The organism is Nostoc sp. UHCC 0302 (assembly GCF_038096175.1).
In the GTDB taxonomy this organism is placed as follows: Bacteria; Cyanobacteriota; Cyanobacteriia; order Cyanobacteriales; family Nostocaceae; genus UHCC-0302.
This window is the reverse complement of record NZ_CP151100.1, coordinates 56,668-76,510: the sequence shown is the minus strand read 5'-3', so window position 1 is coordinate 76,510 and position 19,843 is coordinate 56,668. Positions and strand designations below refer to the sequence as shown.

Annotated in this window: 14 protein-coding genes and 3 pseudogenes; 15 read left to right on the top strand and 2 right to left on the bottom strand. The window is 37.3% G+C overall.

Going from position 1 to position 19,843, the window contains the following annotated elements; translation table 11 throughout:
• Window positions 1–73 precede the first annotated feature (73 nt).
• From WKK05_RS36715 to WKK05_RS36705, 3 genes and pseudogenes are all read left to right on the top strand, one after another.
• Window positions 74–376 (top strand): annotated as a pseudogene (locus WKK05_RS36715) (IS4 family transposase); the annotation flags it as partial.
• 232 nt (window positions 377–608) lie between these two features.
• Window positions 609–1,097, top strand: a complete 489-nt coding sequence (locus WKK05_RS36710; RefSeq protein WP_341531532.1) for a hypothetical protein — start codon at window positions 609–611, stop codon at window positions 1,095–1,097.
• Complete coding sequence (locus WKK05_RS36705) at window positions 1,090–1,572, top strand: hypothetical protein (RefSeq protein WP_341531531.1); 483 nt, start codon at window positions 1,090–1,092, stop codon at window positions 1,570–1,572. The genes WKK05_RS36710 and WKK05_RS36705 overlap by 8 nt, the downstream gene beginning before the upstream one ends.
• Here the strand turns inward: WKK05_RS36705 and WKK05_RS36700 are convergent.
• Both WKK05_RS36700 and WKK05_RS36695 read right to left on the bottom strand, forming a co-directional pair.
• Complete coding sequence (locus WKK05_RS36700; protein ID WP_341531530.1) at window positions 1,528–2,868, bottom strand: transposase; 1,341 nt, start codon at window positions 2,866–2,868, stop codon at window positions 1,528–1,530. The two genes, WKK05_RS36705 and WKK05_RS36700, sit on opposite strands and share 45 nt — an antisense overlap.
• A gap of 312 nt (window positions 2,869–3,180) precedes the next feature.
• Window positions 3,181–3,378 (bottom strand): annotated as a pseudogene (locus WKK05_RS36695) (transposase family protein); the annotation flags it as partial.
• 73 nt (window positions 3,379–3,451) lie between these two features.
• Here WKK05_RS36695 and WKK05_RS36690 point away from each other — a divergent pair.
• From WKK05_RS36690 to WKK05_RS36635, 12 genes and pseudogenes are all read left to right on the top strand, one after another.
• A pseudogene (locus WKK05_RS36690) lies at window positions 3,452–4,043 on the top strand (IS5 family transposase); the annotation flags it as partial.
• A gap of 598 nt (window positions 4,044–4,641) precedes the next feature.
• Window positions 4,642–6,090 (top strand): sugar transferase, encoded by a 1,449-nt coding sequence (locus WKK05_RS36685; RefSeq protein ID WP_341531529.1) that lies wholly within the window; start codon window positions 4,642–4,644, stop codon window positions 6,088–6,090.
• A gap of 70 nt (window positions 6,091–6,160) precedes the next feature.
• Window positions 6,161–7,843, top strand: coding sequence for an alkaline phosphatase family protein (locus WKK05_RS36680; protein WP_341531528.1), 1,683 nt, complete (start codon window positions 6,161–6,163; stop codon window positions 7,841–7,843).
• A 111-nt stretch (window positions 7,844–7,954) separates the two neighbouring features.
• Entirely contained in the window at window positions 7,955–8,947 is a 993-nt protein-coding gene (locus WKK05_RS36675) for a glycosyltransferase family 2 protein (RefSeq protein ID WP_341531527.1), read from the top strand.
• 134 nt (window positions 8,948–9,081) lie between these two features.
• A complete protein-coding gene (locus tag WKK05_RS36670) occupies window positions 9,082–10,557 on the top strand; it encodes an oligosaccharide flippase family protein (RefSeq protein ID WP_341531526.1) in 1,476 nt (491 codons plus the stop codon).
• 105 nt (window positions 10,558–10,662) lie between these two features.
• Window positions 10,663–11,838: a hypothetical protein gene (locus WKK05_RS36665; protein WP_341531525.1), complete on the top strand. Its 1,176-nt coding sequence runs from the start codon at window positions 10,663–10,665 to the stop codon at window positions 11,836–11,838.
• 177 nt (window positions 11,839–12,015) lie between these two features.
• Entirely contained in the window at window positions 12,016–13,116 is a 1,101-nt protein-coding gene (locus tag WKK05_RS36660) for a glycosyltransferase family 4 protein (protein WP_341531524.1), read from the top strand.
• A gap of 17 nt (window positions 13,117–13,133) precedes the next feature.
• Complete coding sequence (locus tag WKK05_RS36655; RefSeq protein WP_341531523.1) at window positions 13,134–14,468, top strand: O-antigen ligase family protein; 1,335 nt, start codon at window positions 13,134–13,136, stop codon at window positions 14,466–14,468.
• Between the two features lie 43 nt (window positions 14,469–14,511).
• The gene (locus WKK05_RS36650) at window positions 14,512–15,582 is read left to right on the top strand and encodes a glycosyltransferase (protein ID WP_341531522.1); all 1,071 of its coding nucleotides are present in this window, start codon (window positions 14,512–14,514) and stop codon (window positions 15,580–15,582) included.
• Entirely contained in the window at window positions 15,563–16,366 is an 804-nt protein-coding gene (locus WKK05_RS36645; protein WP_341531521.1) for a WecB/TagA/CpsF family glycosyltransferase, read from the top strand. The genes WKK05_RS36650 and WKK05_RS36645 overlap by 20 nt, the downstream gene beginning before the upstream one ends.
• Before the next feature lie 51 nt (window positions 16,367–16,417).
• The gene (locus tag WKK05_RS36640; RefSeq protein ID WP_341531520.1) at window positions 16,418–17,578 is read left to right on the top strand and encodes an endo-1,4-beta-xylanase; all 1,161 of its coding nucleotides are present in this window, start codon (window positions 16,418–16,420) and stop codon (window positions 17,576–17,578) included.
• 30 nt (window positions 17,579–17,608) lie between these two features.
• The gene (locus tag WKK05_RS36635) at window positions 17,609–19,828 is read left to right on the top strand and encodes a polysaccharide biosynthesis tyrosine autokinase (protein ID WP_341531519.1); all 2,220 of its coding nucleotides are present in this window, start codon (window positions 17,609–17,611) and stop codon (window positions 19,826–19,828) included.
• Window positions 19,829–19,843: the final 15 nt, after the last annotated feature.

Here is a 19,843-nt window from a genome sequence, read left to right as displayed (position 1 = left end):
TTTTACGGAGAAAAGGGTGACGTAGAGGGGGACAGCATGGGATGCTCAAGTTTCCACACAAAAAGCTCCCCCCATGTCAGTCCCCCATCTTTATCACCAATTGCAAACTCAAGTAAGCCAATGGATTCATCCCCAAGACCAAAGACATCTAAAAGTGTTTTGTAAAAATGTGACAGCAATTTTACAAGCTCATAGTACCTGTCTGAGCTACTGATTGCCCTATCTGATTCATTGGGGCTGCAAAGCCCGTAGCCAGATGGAGCGTGTTCATAATCCCAAAGCCAACGCCGAAACCTTCTATTTCCCATTGTTAGAGGAATTTCTTACAGCATGGGAGGGAATGGCGATGACACTGACACTCGATTCTTCAAGTTTATCAAGGATAATACTACTGGTATGAATAGACAGGGTTAGCGCGTCTCAAACCCTATTGACAGGCGGATAATAGTACGGAATCAGAGTTTGAGACAGCAGCGGCCAACACAGAAATCATATGGGTGCAACCTCAAAAAGTTGGGTAATGAAGGGTAGCGTGAAAGGCACAAAAAAAAGTAGGATGCCTGGAAACGATGTTTGGGATGATACCCAAGCGACCAGGAGTTCCTACATTGAAAAGTAATAACACTATACCTACAACACTAGACCTAGCTCAATCCCTAAAAAACTTCTCTCAAACAATCGCTGAAGCAATGTCACTATCTGATCTTTCCCAGTGGGATGGGCGGACACTGCGTGAGCGTGAACAAAAAATTAGACAAGCAGCCTTAATATTGGCAGGAGAATGTATTGCTTTGCTATTAAACAATCTGTCAAATTCACCTGAAGCAATAAAGACAGCGAAACAACAAACACAAGGATGGCGGCATCCAAAAAGCCAAGGGAATGGGCGAGTTGAACGGCAAGTACTATGTTTGGATAATGTTATAGTATCTTTGCGGCTACCTTATGTAGTAGAACGGTCAAAAAAAGTAGGACTGAAACGTCGAAAAACAAAAGGACAGGGGTTTTGTCCGTTTTTAAGATGGTTAAGCATGAAAGAAGGTATTACGCCTTTAATTTGGTCTACTGTGGCATTTAATGGGTCAGTGAGTGGTTAAGAAAGCGATTGCCCAGCAGACACTTGCTGATTGGGGCATAGCTATGAGTATTAGACGAGTTGAGCGTTTAACCTACCATTTCAATAAACAAGGGTTGAGTGTGCGTAACTCTCAATTATTCCATTTTAAACAGAGGACGTTAGAAATTACACCTGTTTTAAAAGGTCATCGAGTGGTAATTTCTGTAGATGGAGGACGGACTCGGATTCGGAAAAACAACGTTGGTAAAAGTCATCAGACAACTAATCGTCATGGTTATAAAGGTGAATGGACTGAACCAAAGCTACTAACTATTTATGTAGTAGATCAGGATGGTCAACGCGTCAATACTACTGAAATTCCTGTAACCAATGACGGTACTTATGGCAAACTTCAACCTTTCTTGTCACTGTTAGAAATGCATCTGGTACGTTTCAATACCTTAGCCAATTTACGAGGTTTCAATGCCTGTAGAAACGGGATGAATACGTCCTAAAGAAGTAAGCTTGGTAAAAATCTGGGTTAATAAAATAGGCTCAGGCATTTCAGGAAGCATTTTTAAAATTTCATGGACATATCGAAAACCGCGATAGTGAGCCTTAAGATCAAGAATGCCGGCATCAGGATTAAGGAGACGAAAATCTGCAAGAATATGATGGGATAAGTTAACCATAAAGAATGCTAGATTAACAGCATTAGTCACAGCAGTTTGGCTTAGATTCATAAAATCTTCCAATCCCAAAAATTGTTTGGCATCACGGAAGTTAAACTCGATTTGAAAGCGCAGTTTGTAATAGTCAACTATTTTCTCATATGACAGTTTTAGGTCGCTGGAAAATAGAATTACATGACTACGAGCATTAGTTTTAAGATTGGTCTTGACTAAAATAACTATATTCAGTGCTTGGGCAAATTCTTTGTGGAGGAGAGTGCATTGATAAATATCAGTTTTGATATCGTCTTCAATAGTACTTTTACACAAATACTTGTCAGGTATGTTAAAGCAGTCAACCTTATCACCGTATTTACGACGAGAGCGTTTACTGGAGTCAGGATCTTGATAGGGTATATACAACGCCGAATCATGGCGCAACTTGGAAATTATGTGTAAGTTAACTTGTCGAGCCATCTGTAAGGCATTATTGTTTCCAAAATGACCATCTAAGACTAAGTAAGTAAGGGGAATAAATTTAGCTAATAACTTAAATAACGACTTAATCATTTTCTGAATTCGGAGTAATTCAGATGTGAGAATTACCTGGGTTTTATTCTTGTTTTTACTTCCTTTTGGTCGTCCACGCCCACGTTTCTGTTGCGGTTTTATTTCTTTGGTTGGTGACAGGCTACTTTTTTCTATATCGCTCTTTATCACCTGTTCTATCTGAATCGGAAATGAGCGCCTTTGCTCAGCACTGACTAATGATAATGTAAAAAAAGATAGCCCTGATATGGGTTTACTAACCAAGCTAGAAAAAAATCTATCCAGCCCATAAGTTTGTTTCCCTGATTTACTTATTACAACTTCATCTCCTGCTAGCAAATATACCTCATTCCCACGAAATAAATGCTTGCGAAAAAACAACCAAAACAACGTTGCCCAAGGTATTACTGTATGGAAGAACCTCAACATCGTCCTATAACTACCGCCAACGCCTGCCCAACGAGAAATTCCCAACATGGTCACTCGGCCGCTCATTGGTAACATGGCCAGAATTATCTGGTTCATTCGGCGCATCGTCGTCGCGTTGATCTGCGGTAGCAGGCATTGTAACAGTGATAGGATGTCTGGCATGGGTGGCTTGTAGTTTTTGAGTTGTCGTTGTGAGAGACAATAACTCTACTACAAAGCGCCCTATCTCTTCACCCTCTTCTTTTGGCTAAGGTATTGACGTTTAGGAATCAATTTTGCATCTGAGGTTTTATTAATTGCAGATGGTGAGTCCAGTCGGCGGTGTCGGTTTCCGTCCCGTCGAACTGGCGAACCCGAAGGGTGCAAAGTGGATTTGGCAACATATCCCACCGCTACTACAACGCCTTGGTTGCTCCTTACAATCTACACACCAGTTACTTGACTTTTACCACGCCACAGAGCATTTACATACTTTCCGAATGGTAGTTCTAGAAACGTCTCTAACCACTCTTGTTTATTAATTCCATACTCCTCGATATCTTCCCAACCTTGCGCTCCTGCTATTACTCCCAAAATCGCTACGGTAATGATATCAGTGAGTAAATGATATCTCGTCCTTTCCACTCTGGGGTCTTTCACTTTTGTGAAGTATTCCTGAAACCTACTGGTAATATCAAAGCTATCTACGCTGGCTGCAAAAGATGTTTTAGTTTTACTCTTCTTGTATCTCAAATCCCGTTGACATTACTTTGAGCATTGGCGCATTGATGGGACTTGGCTCATGATTCACGATCAACTCAGAGATTGGACTCGAATTGAGATAGAACGTCACCCAAGCCCATCCGAGGCAATCATTGACAGTCAAAGCGTTAAAAGTGCAGCAATGGTGAGTCAGTCAGTTGGTTTTGATGCAGGTAAAAAGCTGAAAGGACGTAAGCGATTTATGACTGTCGATACCTTGGGATTAGTGTTGAGGGTTTTAGTGACAGCAGCTAATGTCGGTGAAAGAGAAGGAGGAAAATAAGTTCTCAAACGGGTTAAACAGTCCAATCAAAAGATATCTCGCTTGACGACTATCTGGGTTGATGGTGGCTTTGATGGCGAACCATTTATGCAATGGGTGATGAATTTTTGCCGTTGGATTGTGCAGGTAGTTTTGCGCCCAGAACAAACCAAGGGATTTATTTTGCTCAAAAAACGCCCTTGTTGTCGAGCGCACTTTTGGTTGGTTGATGGGATGTCGCCGATTAGTTCGAGATTATGAACTACTACCTGAAACATCGGAGACTTTTATTTATATTGCCATGATCCGTATCATGGTGAGGCGTTCAGCATAATTTCTGACCTCTAAAAACTTTTCAAACATCCTCTTAGAAGTTTTTTGAATTCCTAGTATTTAGTCTTTTACAAAGGTGTTAATCAGCATTATAAATTACTAGTATTTAGTCTTTTACAAAAGTGTAATCAGCATTATAAATTACTAGTATTTAGTCTTTTACAAGTGTATGTTAAAATCCAGACTTAATACGTAAGATAATAAGTATATAAGCATTAACTTTAATTCTTGTTGCAGCGAGATTGCATAAGACTAACAATTAGTTTGAACTTAGTCTAAACTAGCTGTTAATTAATCATTCACGTTAGAAGATTTGATAATTCAGGCATTACAGTAGTGTATTTATAAAAGCTTCTGAAATTAAGGTTATGCCTGATTCTTACCCTCTTAGCAAAAGACTGGGATGCTCCCGATTTTGAGCCTTTCCCTAGATTATCCTAAAAAGGGTATAGCCACAAAGTAGAATGATTATCAAACTTGTAAATGCTCTTATTTTTTAAGAGCTATACTTCAAGCTTACGGTTTTCATCTTTCCATACATTCTCCTAAAAAAAGGAAATCTACCATAGTCGAATCCTCTCTACAGAGTGCCATTAATCATGAACAATCAAAATATTGCAATTAATCATAAAATTAGCAAATCTAGCAAAGCTTATCTAGATTTACGCGCGCCTGCATTTTTTATGCTGCGGAGAGAAGCATGGCAATTACTAACATTGGTTTTAGTAGACTATACTCTTCTATCCCTTGCTTGGCTTTTAGCTGAATATCATACTGATTATGTACATTTACCTTGGGATGCACCAAACAATTATATACGTTTGTTAATAACTAGCGTTATTCAAATAGGATTACTATTTATCCAGGGAAGTTATCAAGCTGATCAAAAGCACTATGATTATTTAAATCTCATCAAATCAATTACTTTTGCTCACGGCTTAATCCTACTAATTTCTTGTCTATACAAACCAATCATCGAGGTAAATCAACCACAGCTATTATTTTCTTTAGGGATGAGTATTACTTTTATTTGCACGGGCAGAGTAGTATTCAACATTACTCTTGAATATCTAAAGAAGAAGCAAAAATCGGTTAATTTAAATCCTGCTTTTATAATTTGTAATCCTGAAAGCAGCGAAGAAATTATTAGTATGATTAGAAGGGAAAACCGTTATACTATAGGTGGAATAGCAGGCGCTAAAGCATTAGACAAAAATTCTCGCCGTGCAACTTTAGAAAAGCTTAAGCAATTAAATGTAACAGAGGTTTTTGTCTCATGGGATGCCATAAAAAATAGAATGTTTGTCTGTTGGCTATTTCATGCATATGGTATAACAATATATATTGTACCAATGGAATTAAAACCAACTAACAGAGACTTAAAGTCTGCTAAGTTAGGAGGAATAAATTGCCTAACTTTTTCGTGTCCTATAATTCCAGGAAAAGATTTTTTAATCAAGAGGGTTTTTGATATCTGCGCTACTACCCTGCTTTTGATGTTATTGTTCCCTGTATATGTAGCAATTGCTATAGCTATTAAGCTTGATTCTCCGGGTCTCATCTTTTTCAAACAAACTCGTATAGGTTTGCACGGACGACCATTTAAAGTATGGAAATTCCGTACAATGAGATATGATGCAGAAAAGCTCCAAAAAGAATTGGAAGCTTTAAATGAAACTAAAGATGGGATACTCTTCAAAATTAAAGATGACCCTCGTATCACCCGTATAGGCAAATTCCTTCGTCGTTATAGCTTAGATGAATTACCACAGCTTTTTAACGTATTGCGTGGAGAAATGAGCCTAGTTGGTCCTCGCCCTTTACCAACTAGAGATGTAGATAAGTTTTCTGAACATCATTTCATCCGACATGAAATTTTACCCGGTATTACAGGTCTTTGGCAAGTTTCAGGACGCTCTGAAATTATAGACTTTGAAAAAGTAATAGATTTGGATATTAGATACATTGAAAATTGGTCGCTTCAATTAGATTTGGATATTTTGTTTAAAACAGTTATGGTGATCCTTAAGAAAAAAGGTGCGTACTAACTAATGGATGCTATGGAACAACATTAGTCATCAATAATTACTTGAAAATTGACTACAATTCAGAAAAAAAATGAAAAAACCTGTAATTGCTATTGGGTTAGATGCAGCAGATCCAGTATTAATAAAAAAGTGGATATCGCAAGGATATCTGAAAAATATTGGAAAACTGCAACAGCAAGGAACTTACAGTAATCTCAAAAATACAGTCAAATACTGCGGTAATCCAACAGAATTTTCGGTAACTGAGCCATTATGGGCAACATTTTCCACAGGTTGTAAACCTAATACAACCGGTTACTGGGAGAGCTTTAACTATCATCCAGAAAAATATGATATTGCATGTGATCTAGCTCTTAGTGGTTATGACTATAAAGAATATCCTCCCTTTTATGCTCTAGGAGATAGTTACAAAGTAGCAGTATTTGATTTACCTGTAACAAGGCTTTCTGAACAAGTAAATGGCGTTCAAATTCTAGGTTGGGGAGGGCATTATCCCTACACACCTAGCTATTCTAAACCTCCTGAACTTTTACCACAAATTATTCATCAATATGGCAAAAATCCGATTCTCTTTAATGATAATGGTATTTGGTGGGATAAAGCTTACATCAAATGGTTGAAGCAAGCACTTAAACAGAGTACTGCTAATCGGGCAGCGATTTGTTGCGACTTACTGAGACAACAACCTTGGGATTTGTTTTTAGCAGTTTTTGGTGAGTCGCACACTGCTGGTCATGACATATACAACTACAGTCAGTCAGATCATCCTTTATATCCCTACCTAAGTAAAAATGCCACTGCTTCTGACCCATTACTCGAAGCCTACGAAAATATTGATCAAGCCATAGGAAAGATATTAACTGAAGTTCCTGAAGATGCTTATGTATTATGTTTTTCACTTCACGGTATGGGGCCCGGCTACAGCGATATGCTGAGTGCAGCGTTTTTACCTGAAATACTGTATCGGTTTAATTTCCCTACAAAAGTAGCAATTGCCCCAGGCAAATTGGGGCTTACTCCTCCACCAATAGTTACAAATCCCATTAGGAATTCTTGGCCGGGAGAAGTGTGGAGCAAGAACTACGAACCCAATCCGATTAAACACCTTTTAAAACCTTGGACTCCCAGTCAGTTTTTACATTCAAGCCAAAATGGTTTGGCTTCTCCTTACCCACTGATGGAACAGTCAGTTCCTATGGGTTGGATGCCTGCTCGATGGTATCAACCTCTCTGGCCTCAAATGAAGGCTTTTGCTCTACCCTCTTTTACTAACGGACATATTCGCATCAACCTACAAGGAAGAGAAGCAGAAGGCTTTGTTAAAGCTTCTGAGTATCAGGCTCTGTGTGATGAACTGACCCAGGTACTATATCGTCTCAAAGACGCTAGAACTGGAGAACTCATGGTTAAACAAGTAGTGCGGACACGGCAATCTGCTCATGATAATGATCCTAAGCTGCCAGAGTCTGACGTGATAGTTGTATGGCATGAGCGAATGACTGATGTCATTGATAGTCCTGACTTTGGACGCATTGGCCCTCTAACTTACTTTCGCGCTGGATCTCACTGGAACCGAGGATTTGTAATAGTAAAGGGACCAGATATTGTTCCTGGTTTGAATTTGCCAGAGAGTGAAGCTGTAGATTTGCCTGCGACAATTTTGCAATTAATGGGGGCACCTATTCCTGACTACTTTGAAGGCAAACCTTTGCTGAGGAATTCATCCCAACTTGCATTTAGAAATAGCTTATAGAAAATAAAGAAGATGAGGAAGCTTTTTGATAACTACTTTCTTCCATCTTCCTCATCCTTCCTAAGTCTCAGTTACTATCTTTAACCGTTTTTTACACTTGGAGATACAGTTATGAAACCCGAAGTATCTGTAATAGTGCCGGCATACAATACTGAAGCTTACATTGCTCAGGCAATAGAATCAGCTTTAGGACAAACTCTAAATAATATTGAAGTTATCGTCGTAGATGATGCTTCTTGCGATGATACCACAAAGATAGCAAAAAGCTTTACTGATAAGCGACTAAAGGTATTAGTAAATGAAAAAAATCTAGGTGTGAGTGGTGCACGTAATCGTGCTCTCAGAGAGGCGCAAGGCAAATGGATTGCTGTTCTTGACTCAGACGATTGGTATGCACCAGAACGACTGGAAAAACTTTTGCAGATTGCAGAAGTAGAAGATGCAGATATAGTTGCGGAGGATTTATATCTGGTTCAAAACAATGCTGAATTGCCCTGGAGTACTTTGCTAAACGAAAGCGGAGAGGAAATTACTGCACTCAAACAAATAGATCCGATATATGTTGTTGAAACAGGTATATATGGACAAACAGGCTTACACCTCGGTCTATCTAAACCTCTATTTAAAAGAGAGTTTCTCATCAAGTATGGCATTGAGTACGATGAAACTTTTCCGGTTATTCAAGATTTATATTTACTCATGCAGTGCTTAGTTAAGGGTGCTCGTTTCATCTTCTCACCTAAACCTTATTATTTCTATCGCTCTCGTCCAGGCTCACTGGTAACTAAAAGTAAAGTGAGCCATATTAATGAGTTTATTGAGGTAATTACAAAATTACTAAAGCAAGAGAGCGTACAAAATAATCCTCAATTGGTCGCCAGTTTGTATAAAAGTTTGGCAGTACTTAAGAAGTATAAAGCTTATTATAATGTTATCGAACCTTTAAAACAGAAGAAAATTTTAATCTCTTTAAGACAAATGATCCGTAATCCTTATTTCTTTATACATTTCATGAAACAACTATCAACGATTTTAAGTCGTCGTTTTAACTATTATATCTTGGGTGATAAATATGCATTTAGTATGTTATATCGGATTAAATAAACCTTGGTAATTACGTTTATAGTAACTTTATTTAGATTGGAAACAAAGATTATCTCCTACGCCAAAATTGCTAATCTAAAACTATTCATGTCTTATTTAGGTCGATTTATATAGTTGTAAGAGGATAATGAACAATGTCAACTAAACAAAAATTAGTAGTAAATTCTATATCAATGCTCTTAAGCAGGCTAGTACAAAGCATTGCCAGTTTTATACTATCAGCAGCGATCGCACGTATATTAGGAGCAGAAGAATTAGGAAAATACTTATTAGCATTTAGCTACTACTATATCTTTATGAGTATTGTCTCTCAAGGACTAAAGACCTTTTTTATAAGAGAACTATCTCGTAAGGAATTAGACACATCAGTTTACTTGGTAAATGGGACTTTATTGCAGTTTATCTTTGCTATTATTGGTTATATAGTACTAGTTGTTATAGTGTTTTTACTTCCTTATAATGATGACACTTCAAATATCTGCTACATAATGGGTTTAACAATTATTCCTTTTTCCCTTTCCAATATTACGGAGGCAGTTTTTACATCTCAAGAAAAAATGCATATAATTGCTATTTTAACAATACCAGTTTATATTCTCCGAGTACTAGTAATGATCAGAGCAATGCAACTGAATTATAATACAGTACATTTAGCCGGAGTAATGTTTATTTCAGAAGCATTGATTTTTGTGTTTGAGTGGTTTTTGCTTACTAGAACAGTTAAACTTAAACTGCAAATTAATCGAAATTTTATTGAACATATACTTCAAGCTGCTCGTACATTCTTGTTGATTGAAGGGATAGGGGCATTTAGTAACAGAATTGAGATTTTGATCCTTTCCCTATTAGGTAACGAATTTCTAATTGGTCTTTTTGGTGGCATTACACAATTAATGCAACCTTTTCTACTTATTGCTAATAGTGTAGCTATAGCTTTTTTCCCTGCCATGTCTAAAACACTAGAGTCAGGTCGGGAAAAACAGCGTCAGATAACTGAAGTTTTTATTGAAATGCTCATGATTATAGCTTTACCTTTCTTGGTTGGCTTATTATTTATGGGACAAGATTTACTAATATTTGTTTATGATTTAAGATTTATAGAAGCAACTCTAGCATTAAAAGTAACTGCATTAACACTAATTTTATCTCCTTTCAATCGCTCACTTAGTTATTTGCTTGTTGCTAATGATTTGGAGAGAATTAACTTACGTGAAGTGATATGTACTACTATACTTGGATGCTTATTAGGAGCATTCTTAGTTTCCCAATATAAATTATTAGGTGCAGCCATAATGTGGCTATTAATGAGCTTATCAGCTTTTAGTCAATTTATGTATACTGTTTACAATCGTTTGTTTTCATTAAATTTATGGCGTATTATCCGTCGTCCACTTTTGGTTAGCTCTTTGATAATGCTTGTGTTAATTATTTTAGAGAAAATGGACATAAGTTTTTTAGTGAAATTAGTTGTCTTAACTCTTGCTTATTGCTTATTTGTAAGCGTAGTTATTATTAATATCTTCGTAAAAGATAAGAACATTTGGAGAAGTTTTCTAAAAAAATATGGAAACAGTTTTAAATATTTAGTATTTTTTAGAAAGAATAAATAGTAATATTTAAACATATTTACAAAAAACAAAAAACAACATCATTTCAAGGTTGAAGTTTAATTTTTAGAAATTTAGAACTAGAGAAATTACTACAGAAGGCAAATTATGAAAATCGAACAGTTAAAACTAGTAAATAATAGAGATTTTACAAGAGTTTCAGCTAATGTAGTTTGGGAAGATATTGATCGCCCAGTAGCAGAAATTTATATTGAAACTACTGCCGAATTTGCTCAAGATTTATCCTGCAATCCCAATAGTTTTTTACTGGCTTGCATTATGGTGGCCTTTTACTATGGTGAAAAAAGGGTTTTCATTGATGCAGAGATTTGCCCGGAGTTACATGATGGGCTAGTTACGGCAATGAGTTGGATGCTCTCTTGGTATGGATTAGAGCGTCAGCTTGTCCAAATTGAAGCAAAAACTAAACTGGATGTACCAACTATACCCAAAGTTAATAGGGCAGGTATGTTCTTCTCTGGAGGCATTGATGCCCTAGCTACTTTACGCACTAACCGTCTTAAATTTGGATTGGAGCATCCTGCTTCTATCAAAGATGGTTTAATAATTTACGGAATAGCAAATACTACTCTAGATAGTTTTGAAAAAGCAATTATTTCGCTGTCACCAATAGCTAAAGATGCTGGAATAAACTTGATTCCAGTTTATACCAACATTTATGCACATGTTAAAGATTTAGAATCTAGCAATTTTAAGTTTTGGAAATACTATTTTAGTGCCGCTGCTCTGGCAGCAGTTGCCCATGCTTTTAATAAGAGGCTAGGTTTAGTCTATGTCGCCTCTAGCTTTGCAATTAATTATGTAAGCCCTTGGGGAACACATCCTTTACTAGATCCAAACTACAGTAGCTACAATTTGCAGATTAAGCATGACAATATAGCCTTATCAAGGCTAGATAAAACTAAATTATTAGCGGATTGGGACGTCGGCTTGCAAAATCTTAGAGTTTGTGATCAGTTAACTTTGCCACATGGTTATTTAAATTGTGGTCAATGTGGTAAATGTTCTGTGACAGTGGCGGCACTTGCAGCTTTGGGTGCACTAAAAAAGACAAATGTTTTTCCATTACATTATATTTCTGAAGAACTGCTACTAAAGCAAGCACACCCTCAAGATTTAGATGATGAAGCAAACTATCTTAGCTTGATACCTTTGTTTGAGTCTCAAAATCGCAATGATTTAGTGCGGGGTATAAAACGCGTTAGTACTAGATTTCGCTGGAAAACTAGGCTAAAGCAATTAAAAAAAATTTTTTTAGAATAAGGTAAGTTTTGATGAAATACAGAAAATATAGTAAGTCCTATGAATAGATTATTAGGGTGCAATCAAATAAAAATATTTTCTAGATTCTGAGTAAACACAGAAGGCTTTTAGCTTTTTAAAATAAAGTACAGTTTGCCAAAAAATTAATAGTAACTTTATATAAATGGAGGAAGTTTTATGTTAGTTGCTTTACTACATTTCGGTTTTACAGAGTATAGCGTAGAATTAGCAAATGGCTTGATAGATTACGCTGACGTCACACTGATTCATCCAGCAAAACTGTCTAGTATTTGTCAAAAAATAGCTGATTCACGAATTCGTATTCGACCATTTGATAAACCTTCAAGCCGCGATTTGCGTAATGTATGCTCGATGATGAGCATGATGAAAATTATTCGAGAGTTACGACCGGATGTGTTACACGTTCAGGAAACTTTTAATTACTGGTATGACTTGACACTTTTACTTAATCAGATGCCACCTTTAGTTACAACTATACATGATGTACTGCGTCACCCTGGAGATCGAGCTACAACCCCTGGTACAGAGTACAGTAAGCGTATCGCTTTTTATCGCTCACAACAGCTAATTGTCCACGCTCAACCGCTGAAACAGATTCTAACTAAGCAATTCCGGGTTTCCCAACAAAAAGTTAATGTTATAGCGCATGGAGAATTAGGTAGCTCGTACAAGTGCCTAGCAGGTAATACTACACTAGCTCGTGAGCCTTACACACTTCTATTTTTTGGTCGGATATGGCCTTACAAGGGTTTAAAATATTTGCTGCAAGCAATGCCCTTAATCGCTGAACATATTCCTCAAGTCAAACTGATTATTGCTGGACAGGGAGAAAACCTACAGCAATATCTCCCTGATGTCTGCGATCGCGAACATTACGAAATCTTGAATAAATTTATCCCTGATGAAGCTGTAGCAGCTTTATTTCAACGCAGTACCATAACAATTTTGCCCTATATTGAATCCTCCCAGAGTGGAGTAGCCGCAATTGCTTATGCAATGGGAACATTAGTAATAGCCTCTGATGTAGGGGGATTAAGCGAGATGGTTCAACATGAACGAGACGGGCTGTTGGTTCCTCCTCGCGATCCTCGGGCACTAGCTGATAGTATCATTCGATTGTTGAGCGATCGCGACTTACAAAATCGGCTCCGAAAAGCTGCTCTAAATCGCTGTCAAGAAGATTTGAATTGGTCAAAAATTGCTGCTCAAACGGTGGAAATTTATAGAAAAGCTATTAATAGTAAAAATATCTTTTAGAAGGTGTTTATAAACTTTTGACTAAGCATTCTTACCTTGCTCAATACATAATAAACACCATCTTAAAGAAAAATATGAGAAAAATTCTAGGTTTTATAGAACAGGGATTTACAATTATATCCCTACTAATTTATTCAGGAGGACCGCTAACTCTAATTATCTCTGGAGGTGCAAATCAGGCTGACGTAGAAGTAACCTATGATACCTCTATTATTCGCATCTTTTATTTCTTAATATATTTAGTAACTTTTTTCTTACTGCTCATACGTTGGCGGAAGGTTGTTTATATACTCAATCAAGATATATTTATCTGGATATTGACAAGTTTAGCTGTAATCTCTATATTTTGGTCTTTTGCACCGGCAACAACTCTGAAAGATGGTGTAGCTCTAGTTGGATCTAGCATATTTGGAATTTACTTAGCTACACGTTACAGCATCAAACAGCAGTTACAACTACTTGCTTATATGTTTAGTTTAGCTATATTTTTAAGCATAATATTTGGCTTATTAATGCCCCACTATGGGATTATGAGTGATTTGCATACTGGAGCTTGGCGAGGCATATATATACATAAAAATGCTTTGGGTGCAAGGATGGTAACTAGTACTATAGTATTTTTATTTTTACTTATAGATAATAAAAAAAAGTATTTGCTTGTAGGTATAGGTTTTTTTTTAGGTTTATCGATAGTCTTATTATTACTTTCAAAATCAACTGCATCTATAGTAAATCTTGTACTAATTCTCATTGCATTGTTAATATTTAAGATTTTAAGATTGCGTTTTATTTTAATGATTCCTGTTTTTATATGTATAGCAATAGCAGCTACAAGCTCATCTATATGGCTTATGGATAATGCAGATGCACTCTTGCTTTCAATAGGTAAAAACCCGACACTTACAGGACGTACAGCTGTCTGGGAGTTTGTTTGGGATATGATTCAAAAACGTCCCTGGCTAGGCTATGGATATGGTGGATTTTGGCAAGGTTGGGATGGTGAATCTTCTTACATATGGTTCTCAACAGGATGGAATCCAACGCATCCTCACAACGGTTTATTAGCCCTTTGGCTTGATTTAGGTTTGTTAGGAGTCTTAATATATCTAATCGGGTTTTGGAGAAGTCTTATTAGAGTATTAGTCTGGGTGCGTTTAAGTAAGACAGTAGAAAGCTTTTGGCCAGTGGCACATCTCACATATATAGTGATCGCAAATATAAGTGAAACTACCTTGTTGAGTTCAAATAGCTTTGTTTGGATTTTGTATATATCAGTAGCTTGTGCAACTTTAACACCGTATAAATTAAAAGTTAATTTTCATCAAATAAACTCAAGCTCAAGCAAACTTTAATCAACTGAGAAAATTACACATTAATTGAAAAATCAGTCAGAATATGAAAATTTTACAAATAATTACTCAGATGGAAGCTGGAGGAGCACAAAAAGTAGCAATGCTATTGGCTGATGCTCTACGCAACCGAGGACACGAAGTAGAAATATGTTTTTTATATATTAAACGCCCTATTTATTTAGATTCTCATGGTGTAAAGTTTTTACTAGAGCATAAACCCTCACTTTTAGATTATATAAAGATAGTTATTAAGCTAAATGAGTATCTCCGCTCCTATCAGCCACAAGTGTTGATCACTCATACTCATTACGCCAATGTATTAGGACAGTTCGTTGCTCGTTTATGTGGCATACGTAAGCGAATAGCAGTACAGCATAATCCAGTATTCACCTACCCTAAAATAGCAGCTTTGGTTGATTTAACTATGGGTATTACAGGTTTTTACTCTGCTAATATTGCTGTTTCCCAAGTAGTAGTAGATTCTGTAGTTAATTATCCTATTGGATATAAAAAGCTTCTCAAAAAAATCTACAATGGCATTCCAGCTTTAAAAGTTGGAAACTCTCCTATACAAGTTCATAGCCAGTGGTGTTTACCAGAAAATGTACCTTTACTTATCAATATAGGTAGACTGGCTAAACAGAAGAATCAAGCTATTATTCTAGAAACATTACTCCAGATACCAGAAGCCCATCTACTACTTTTAGGCGATGGTGAACTACGTAATTTTTTAGAAAATAGAATAGCAGAATTGGGACTTAAAGAAAGAGTTCACTGCTTAGGGGAACTGAAATCAGACGATGTTCTGGCATTACTGTCTATTGCCAACATATTTATATTTCCTTCTTTATATGAAGCAATGCCTATGGCTTTATTAGAAGCTATGAGTTTGGGTTTACCAATAGTAGCTAGCGACATACCTGCAATGCAGGAAGTTTTAGGTGATGCAGGTATACTTTTACCTGCCAACAGCGTGGAGGAAATAGTTAAAGCAATTCGACAGGTTCTAGGTTCCTCAAAACTTGCCAATCACATGCGTGAATGTTCATTAAAACGTGCATATCTTTTTTCTTTGGAAAAAATGGTTGAATCTTATGAAGAACTCTTTAATTGAATTTAACATTCCTCAAGCACTTCAGATGTTAGATGTTACTATTCATCCTTTATCTATTTCTCAACTTAATGCTTTAATTACTGAAGCTGTTAGACAAAAACAAAAGTGGATATTTGCCCATCAAAATTTACATAGCATCTATCTTTACCATCGTAATCCCAAAATGCGTGCCTTTTACGCTAAGGCTGAATTTACACATATAGATGGCATGTCTTTAGTATTTTTGGGAAAGCTTTTAGGTTTTTCTTTACAAAGGCAGCAAAGGGTGACATATGCAGATTGGATGGCTCCTTTAATGGCAGAAGCTGCATACCGAGGTTGGCGAATATTTTATCTGGGATCAAAACCAGGGGTAGCAGAACAAGGTGCAAAAATTTTACGGGAAGAGTTTTCCGGCTTGCGAATAACTACAGCACATGGTTATTTTGATGCTCGTCACGATAACAAAGAAAATCAAGCTGTATTAGAACAAATAAATCAATATCAGCCCCACGTGCTGATGGTTGGTATGGGTATGCCGCGACAAGAAAACTGGATATTAGATAATTTAGAACAGATTTCAGCTAACGTTATTCTGCCATGTGGAGCAGCTATTGATTATGTTGCGGGTGCAATTCCTACTCCGCCAAGGTGGGCAGGAAAAACTTGTTTAGAGTGGTTATTCCGCTTAGTAGCTGAGCCAGGACGGCTGTGGCGACGCTACTTGATTGAGCCGTGGTTTTTATTGAAACTATTTTTACTTGAAGGCTGGAAAAGTATCCAGCGTCGTTGGCTCAGGAATTAACATGAACTCATAAAATTTGTACATAACTAACTTTTTTAAGGACAAAAATCTATGAATAAAAAACATTTATTCAATAGACGGCAGACATTGTTGTTAGGCTTGGGTAGCATTGTTAGTATGAGTACTCTGGCGCTAGGAAGTACATTGAAGCCTCAGCAAGCTAGTAATCATCAAAAGAGAAACTTTGCAGCAAGTGGGAACCTTCCTTTAGCTCGACGAGCTGCTGCTAAAGGATTAATTTATGGTGCAGCAGTCAGAAAATATGCCTTATCTTCAGATGCCCAGTTGGCAGCAAGGTTTACCCGTGAGTGCGCCATGCTAGTACCAGAATGGGAGCTAAAGTGGAATTTCCTTCGCCCGAAACCGAATACTTTTAATTTTGCCCCTGCTGATTGGTTGGCTGCTTTTGCACAAACTCATCGGATGCTATTCCGCGGACATACTTTAGTTTGGCATGAGCCTCATGCTTTGCCTGAGTGGTTTTCAATTGTTAATAGTCAAAATGCTCGGCAAATATTGCTAGAACATATTGCAACGGTTGTAGGTCATTATGCAGGAAAAATTCATTCTTGGGATGTAGTCAATGAGGCAATTAGCGTCAAAGATGGACGATCTGATGGACTGCGAGAGACACCGTGGCTGAAATTTTTGGGTTCAGATTATATTGAACTTGCTTTTCGGGCAGCAGCTAAAGCAGATCCTAAAGCATTGTTAGTCTACAACGACTATGGACTCGACTATGACACTCCCGAAGCTGATGCTAAGAGAACTGCTGTGCTGAAACTACTAAAAAGATTGAAGTCTAGGGGTACACCAATTCATGCCCTCGGAATCCAAGCTCACTTATCGGCCAGTGAAACTCGCTTTAATCCCCAAAAGCTCCAGAAGTTCCTTAGTGATGTAGCCAGTTTGGGTCTCAAAATCCTAATTAGCGAGCTGGATGTAAAAGACAAAGAATTACCTGTGAATATTAACATTCGTGATCGCTTGGTCGCTGCTACTTATGAAGATTATCTTTCAGTAGTGCTAGACGAGCCAGCAGTGACAGCAGTCATTACCTGGGGATTGAGTGATCGATATACATGGATTTCAGAATTTGAAGCCAGACCAGATAGTTTGCCAGTTCGTCCTCTACCGCTTGATGCAGATATAAACCGCAAGTTAGCATGGAATGCCATTGCTCGTGCTTTTGATCAGGCTCCTAAACGTTAATACAATTTAAACTTTGAGGTTAATGCAACTATGGAAGCTAGAGAATCAGTTGATGTGGATTTTAATCATTACTTATTAATGCTGAAAAGGCGGTGGTGGTTAGCAGCAAGTATCTTTGCAACTACAGTTGGTCTTAGTGTCTTTACTGCAATGTTCATAAGTCCATCCTATGAAGCAGGAGGAAAAGTATTATTCAAAGTTCCTTCTTTTAACATAGTAGGTTCTAGTCTCCTACCTAGTCAATCTGAAGGGGGAGAAAAAAGAGATTTGAGACCGTTGGTAGCAACTCAAAATCCTATCTCAACTCAGATAGAAGTTATTTCTTCTCATTCTCTATTACAGCAGACTATAAACAAACTACAACTCACAGATGAAAAAGGTGAACCGCTAGAAGTTGAAGCACTAGTACAAAACTTGACTCTCAAAATTATTGGCGGTACAGATGTGTTGAAACTTACATATAAAAGTCGTTATCCCGAAGAGGCAGCGGCAGTAGTCAACACAATTATGAAACTTTATTTAGAAAATGATATTCTGACAAGTCGTGAGGAGGCAAAGGCAACTCGACAATTGATGGAAAGGCAGCTCCCTAAAAGTAAAGCAGAGGTTCAGGAAGCAGAAGTAGCGATCCGCAGATTTAAACAGAAGAACAATGTTGTAAATCTATCAGAGGAGACAAAGTCAGCAGTTGCAATTATTGCTAATTTAGATAGTCAGATTAATAATGCTAAGGCTGAACTAGACCAGGCAAATGCTCAAACTAATGAACTTCACCAGAAAGTAAATATAAATTCCCAACAAGCACTCTATACTAGTGCTCTGAGTCAATCCCCTGCTGTGCAGGGAGTTCTCACTCAACTTCAAGATATAGATCGGCAGTTAGCAACTGAACGCAGTCGTTTCCTGGATAACACCCCCATAGTTATTAACCTAGAAGCAAAAAAAGCTAATTTAACAACTCTTTTACAAAAAGAAGTTGCACAAATTAGTGGTGGAACAACAAAAGTTCGGCAAGGATTATTGCAGATTGGAGAACTAAAACAAAACTTAATTAAAGATTTTCTGCAATCACAAGTTCAGGGTCTAGGTTTAGCTCAAAAACTTACTTCTTTGTATAATTCTAGGTCTGCCTATGAACAGCGAGTGAAAATCATACCGCAGTTGGAACAAAAACAGCGTGAGCTAGAACGTAAACTAGAAGTTGCTCAATCTACTTACCAAACTTTGTTGAAAAAAGTTCAAGAATTGCAAATAGCTGAAAATAATAATACATCCAACTCCAGAATAATTGATCAGGCTTTAGTCCCTAAAAAGCCAGTCTTAAGAGAAAAAAATATCGTTTTATTCCTGGGCGTAATGTTCGGTGCCTTTTTATCAACTACGACTGTTCTTTTTATAGAAAGAAGAGATAGATCCCTTAAAACATTACAGGAAGTCAGAGAGATATTCAAATATTCTTTAGTAGGAACTGTTCCCCTGTCTTCTAAAAAGCTTTTTCCTAGTGGTGCTCATGTAGGATTAAGAACTCAAGAAATTGCTGTCAGAGATTTACCTCGCTCTTTAACTAGCGAAATGTATCGGGTGATGCAAGCAAATCTGAAATTTCTGAGTTCAGATAATATGCTGAAAACTATAGTGGTAACTAGTGCAGTTCCCAAAGAAGGCAAGTCTTTAGTTTCAGCTAATTTAGCGGTAGCAATCGCTCAACTAGGACGTCAAGTTTTACTTATTGATGCAGATATGCGAGTTCCTTCTCAGCATCATCTTTGGCAACTAAGCAATACAGCAGGTTTAAGCGAGGTACTTGTCGGTCAGGCAAAATTTAACAATGCTGTCTGTAAGGTAATGAATAATCTTGATGTGTTAAATGCCGGAGTTAAACCTCTCAATCCATTAGCTTTACTTGATTCTAAGCGGATGGTATCACTAATTGAAGATTGTTCAGATAAATATGACTTTGTAATTATCGATGCTCCTCCTCTCCTCTTTGCTGCTGATGCTCTTACTTTAAGCCACATGAGTGATGGGCTTTTGTTAGTAGCTCGACCTGGAGTAATTGATTCTAGCAGTGCTAGTCTTGCTCAAGAGATGTTAGAGCGATCTGGTCAAAACATCTTAGGTTTAGTAGTTAATGGAATAAGTGAGAAAAATGAACCTAGCAGTTATTTTTCTCATGCCAAAGAATACTTTACTGCTGAAGGTTTGATAAAAGAGGATAGAGCTGATACTGTTCGGTTAAGGCCGTATTAGGGTAAATTAGGAGTT